General features: G+C 57.9%; 3 rRNA genes. All 3 read left to right on the forward strand.

Annotated features, from left to right (window positions below):
- Nucleotides 1-88 precede the first annotated feature (88 nt).
- The 3 genes from ASD06_RS04745 to rrf all read left to right on the forward strand — a co-directional run bounded on the left by ASD06_RS04745 (nucleotide 89) and on the right by rrf (nucleotide 5,279).
- A 16S ribosomal RNA gene (locus tag ASD06_RS04745) occupies nucleotides 89-1,613 on the forward strand.
- A gap of 346 nt (nucleotides 1,614-1,959) precedes the next feature.
- A 23S ribosomal RNA gene (locus ASD06_RS04750) occupies nucleotides 1,960-5,067 on the forward strand.
- Between the two features lie 95 nt (nucleotides 5,068-5,162).
- A 5S ribosomal RNA gene (gene rrf, locus ASD06_RS04755) occupies nucleotides 5,163-5,279 on the forward strand.
- Together the 16S, 23S and 5S rRNA genes form the textbook arrangement of a ribosomal RNA operon.
- The last annotated feature ends 50 nt before the right edge of the window (nucleotides 5,280-5,329 follow it).

Below are 5,329 nucleotides of genomic sequence, written 5' to 3' on the forward strand. Positions count from 1 at the left end.
GGGGTTGTCTGACTTCTAGCCATGGATCGGGACTTCGGTCCCAACCTCATGAGATGTCACCTCGCGCCAGCGTGGGGTGAGACAAACATCAACGGAGAGTTTGATCCTGGCTCAGGACGAACGCTGGCGGCGTGCTTAACACATGCAAGTCGAACGGTGATCTCGGAGCTTGCTCCGGGTGATCAGTGGCGAACGGGTGAGTAACACGTGAGTAACCTGCCCCTGGCTCTGGGATAACCCCGGGAAACCGAGGCTAATACCGGATATGACACAGACAGGCATCTGTTCTGTGTGGAAAGTTTTTCGGCCAGGGATGGACTCGCGGCCTATCAGCTTGTTGGTGGGGTAACGGCCCACCAAGGCGACGACGGGTAGCCGGCCTGAGAGGGCGACCGGCCACACTGGGACTGAGACACGGCCCAGACTCCTACGGGAGGCAGCAGTGGGGAATATTGCGCAATGGGCGAAAGCCTGACGCAGCGACGCCGCGTGAGGGATGAAGGCCTTCGGGTTGTAAACCTCTTTCAGCAGGGAAGAAGCGCAAGTGACGGTACCTGCAGAAGAAGCACCGGCTAACTACGTGCCAGCAGCCGCGGTAATACGTAGGGTGCAAGCGTTGTCCGGAATTATTGGGCGTAAAGAGCTCGTAGGCGGTTTGTCGCGTCTGCTGTGAAAACCCAGGGCTTAACCCTGGGCCTGCAGTGGGTACGGGCAGACTAGAGTGCGGTAGGGGAGATCGGAATTCCTGGTGTAGCGGTGAAATGCGCAGATATCAGGAGGAACACCGGTGGCGAAGGCGGATCTCTGGGCCGTAACTGACGCTGAGGAGCGAAAGCATGGGGAGCGAACAGGATTAGATACCCTGGTAGTCCATGCCGTAAACGTTGGGCGCTAGGTGTGGGGCTCATTCCACGAGTTCCGTGCCGCAGCAAACGCATTAAGCGCCCCGCCTGGGGAGTACGGCCGCAAGGCTAAAACTCAAAGGAATTGACGGGGGCCCGCACAAGCGGCGGAGCATGCGGATTAATTCGATGCAACGCGAAGAACCTTACCAAGGCTTGACATACAGAGTAATCCGGCAGAAACGTCGGGTCCGCAAGGGATTCTGTACAGGTGGTGCATGGTTGTCGTCAGCTCGTGTCGTGAGATGTTGGGTTAAGTCCCGCAACGAGCGCAACCCTCGTTCTATGTTGCCAGCACGTAATGGTGGGGACTCATAGGAGACTGCCGGGGTCAACTCGGAGGAAGGTGGGGATGACGTCAAATCATCATGCCCCTTATGTCTTGGGCTTCACGCATGCTACAATGGCCAGTACAAAGGGCTGCGAGACCGCAAGGTGGAGCGAATCCCAAAAAACTGGTCTCAGTTCGGATTGGGGTCTGCAACTCGACCCCATGAAGTCGGAGTCGCTAGTAATCGCAGATCAGCAACGCTGCGGTGAATACGTTCCCGGGCCTTGTACACACCGCCCGTCAAGTCACGAAAGTCGGTAACACCCGAAGCCGGTGGCCCAACCCCTTGTGGGAGGGAGCCGTCGAAGGTGGGACTGGCGATTGGGACTAAGTCGTAACAAGGTAGCCGTACCGGAAGGTGCGGCTGGATCACCTCCTTTCTAAGGAGCATCTGGCGCTGGCCCGTTGGGGTTGGCGTCCAGGCCCCTGCCTCGGACGAACGCTTCGGGGAGGGTGCTCAAGGGTGGAACATCGATTATTTGGCACCGGTCGTGGTGACCTCACTCAGTACAGCTCTTCGGAGCAGGAACCTGTGGGGGAGTCGCGGGCGGTGCCTGGCACGTTGTTGGGTCCTGAGGGACCGGGCGTTTTGCTCGACTCTCAGCGGGGCCGGCCTTCGGTTGAACCGCTCGCCTTCGTCTTCGTGACGGTGGTGGGTAGGCACCGAGGTGGGGTTGGTCTTCGCCCGTACCTTGAGAACTGCACAGTGGACGCGAGCATCTTTGTGGCCAAGTTAATAAGGGCACACGGTGGATGCCTAGGCACTAGGAGCCGAAGAAGGACGTAGGAACCTGCGATAAGCCTTGGGGAGCTGGTAACCGAGCTGTGATCCAAGGATTTCCGAATGGGGAAACCCGGCTGGAGTCATTTCCAGTCACCCACGCCTGAACACATAGGGCGTGCGGAGGGAACGTGGGGAAGTGAAACATCTCAGTACCCACAGGAAGAGAAAGCAACCGCGATTCCGTGAGTAGTGGCGAGCGAAAGCGGAAGAGGCTAAACCGATCACATGTGATAGCCGGCAGGCGTTGTGTGGTCGGGGTCGTGGGACCTCTCAGTCAGTTCTGCCGAGCTGGCAGCAAGTTACCAATCCGCGTCATAGTCGAAGGGCATTGAAAGGCCCGGCATAGAGGGTGCTACCCCCGTAGACGAAATGGCGTGGACTTGCGAGGGGGATCCCAAGTAGCACGGGGCCCGAGAAATCCCGTGCGAATCTGGCAGGACCACCTGCTAAGCCTAAATACTCCCTAGTGACCGATAGCGGACAAGTACCGTGAGGGAAAGGTGAAAAGTACCCCGGGAGGGGAGTGAAATAGTACCTGAAACCGTGTGCTTACAATCCGTCGGAGCCTCCATAGCAGGGGTGACGGCGTGCCTTTTGAAGAATGAGCCTGCGAGTTAGTGTTACGTGGCGAGGTTAACCCGTGTGGGGAAGCCGTAGCGAAAGCGAGTCCGAATAGGGCGTTTGAGTCGCGTGATCTAGACCCGAAGCGGAGTGATCTACCCATGGCCAGGTTGAAGCGCGGGTAAGACCGCGTGGAGGACCGAACCCACCAGGGTTGAAAACCTGGGGGATGAGCTGTGGGTAGGGGTGAAAGGCCAATCAAACTCCGTGATAGCTGGTTCTCCCCGAAATGCATTTAGGTGCAGCGTCACGTGTTTCTTGCCGGAGGTAGAGCTACTGGATGGCTAATGGGCCCTACAAGGTTACTGACGTCAGCCAAACTCCGAATGCCGGTAAGTGAGAGCGTGGCAGTGAGACTGCGGGGGATAAGCTCCGTAGTCGAGAGGGAAACAGCCCAGACCACCAGCTAAGGCCCCTAAGCGTGTGCTAAGTGGGAAAGGATGTGGAGTTGCCCAGACAACCAGGAGGTTGGCTTAGAAGCAGCCACCCTTTAAAGAGTGCGTAATAGCTCACTGGTCAAGTGATTCCGCGCCGACAATGTAGCGGGGCTCAAGCACACCGCCGAAGCTGTGGCATTCACACATTGCCCGGCCGTTCCTTCGGGTTCGGTCCAAGCGTGTGGATGGGTAGGGGAGCGTCGTGTGGCGAGTGAAGCGGCGGAGTGATCCAGCCGTGGACGCCACACGAGTGAGAATGCAGGCATGAGTAGCGAATGACGGGTGAGAAACCCGTCCGCCGAATGACCAAGGGTTCCAGGGTCAAGCTAATCTGCCCTGGGTAAGTCGGGACCTAAGGCGAGGCCGACAGGCGTAGTCGATGGACAACGGGTTGATATTCCCGTACCGGCGAAGAACCGCCCATGCTGAACCCAGCGATGCTAAGCGCCTGAAGCCGGCGTCCTCTTCGGAGGGTGCTTGGTGGAGCGCGCGACCCGAACTGGTAGTAGGCAAGCGATGGAGTGACGCAGGAAGGTAGCCTCCGCGTGGCGATGGTAGTCCACGTCCAAGGGTGTAGGGCGAGGTATAGGCAAATCCGTACCTCACATAGCCTGAGACCTGATAGTGACCGCGTTAGCGGGAAGCAGGGTGATCCTATGCTGCCGAGAAAAGCTTCTAGCGAGGTTCTAGCCGCCCGTACCCCAAACCGACTCAGGTGGTCAGGTAGAGAATACCAAGGCGATCGAGTGAATCGTGGTTAAGGAACTCGGCAAAATGCCCCCGTAACTTCGGGAGAAGGGGGGCCGGACAGGTGAAGGAGTTTACCTCCTAGCCTTGAAGGCCGCAGAGACCAGGGAGAAGCGACTGTTTACTAAAAACACAGGTCCGTGCGAAGTCGCAAGACGATGTATACGGACTGACGCCTGCCCGGTGCTGGAACGTTAAGGGGACGGGTTAGCCTCACGGCGAAGCTCAGAACTTAAGCGCCAGTAAACGGCGGTGGTAACTATAACCATCCTAAGGTAGCGAAATTCCTTGTCGGGTAAGTTCCGACCTGCACGAATGGCGTAACGACTTCTCCGCTGTCTCAACCACGAACTCGGCGAAATTGCACTACGAGTAAAGATGCTCGTTACGCGCAGCAGGACGGAAAGACCCCGGGACCTTTACTATAGCTTGGTATTGGTGTTCGGTACGGCTTGTGTAGGATAGGTGGGAGACTGTGAAGCCGGCACGCCAGTGTCGGTGGAGTCAACGTTGAAATACCACTCTGGTCGTTCTGGATATCTAACCTCGGTCCGTGATCCGGATCAGGGACAGTGCCTGGTGGGTAGTTTAACTGGGGCGGTTGCCTCCTAAAATGTAACGGAGGCGCTCAAAGGTTCCCTCAGCCTGGTTGGCAATCAGGTTTCGAGTGTAAGTGCACAAGGGAGCTTGACTGCGAGAGAGACATCTCGAGCAGGGACGAAAGTCGGAACTAGTGACCCGGCGGTGGCTTGTGGAAGCGCCGTCGCTCAACGGATAAAAGGTACCCCGGGGATAACAGGCTGATCTTGCCCAAGAGTCCATATCGACGGCATGGTTTGGCACCTCGATGTCGGCTCGTCGCATCCTGGGGCTGGAGTAGGTCCCAAGGGTTGGGCTGTTCGCCCATTAAAGCGGTACGCGAGCTGGGTTTAGAACGTCGTGAGACAGTTCGGTCCCTATCCGCTGTGCGCGCAGGAGACTTGAGAAGGGCTATCCCTAGTACGAGAGGACCGGGATGGACGAACCTCTGGTGTGTCAGTTGTTCCGCCAGGAGCACCGCTGATTAGCTACGTTCGGAAGTGATAACCGCTGAAAGCATCTAAGCGGGAAGCACGCTTCAAGATGAGGTTTCCACGGGGTGTTCCCCGAGAGGCTCCCAGCTAGACTACTGGGTTGATAGGCCGGATGTGGAAGTGCAGCAATGCATGCAGCTGACCGGTACTAATAAGCCGATAACTTGATACAAAGATGCTACGCGTCCACTGTGCGGTTCCCGAGATACGGTCGGAGAACCCCTCGACCCCCGGCCGGGGTCGACACCCGACACATCTCCATAGAGTTACGGCGGCCATAGCGTTGGGGAAACGCCCGGCTCCATTCCGAACCCGGAAGCTAAGCCCAACAGCGCCGATGGTACTGCGAGGGGGACCTCGTGGGAGAGTAGGACGCCGCCGGACATACTTTATGAAGACGCCCACCCGGCCACCGGGTGGGCGTCTTCGTGTTT

Source organism: Angustibacter sp. Root456 (assembly GCF_001426435.1).
Taxonomy (GTDB): domain Bacteria; phylum Actinomycetota; class Actinomycetes; order Actinomycetales; family Angustibacteraceae; genus Angustibacter.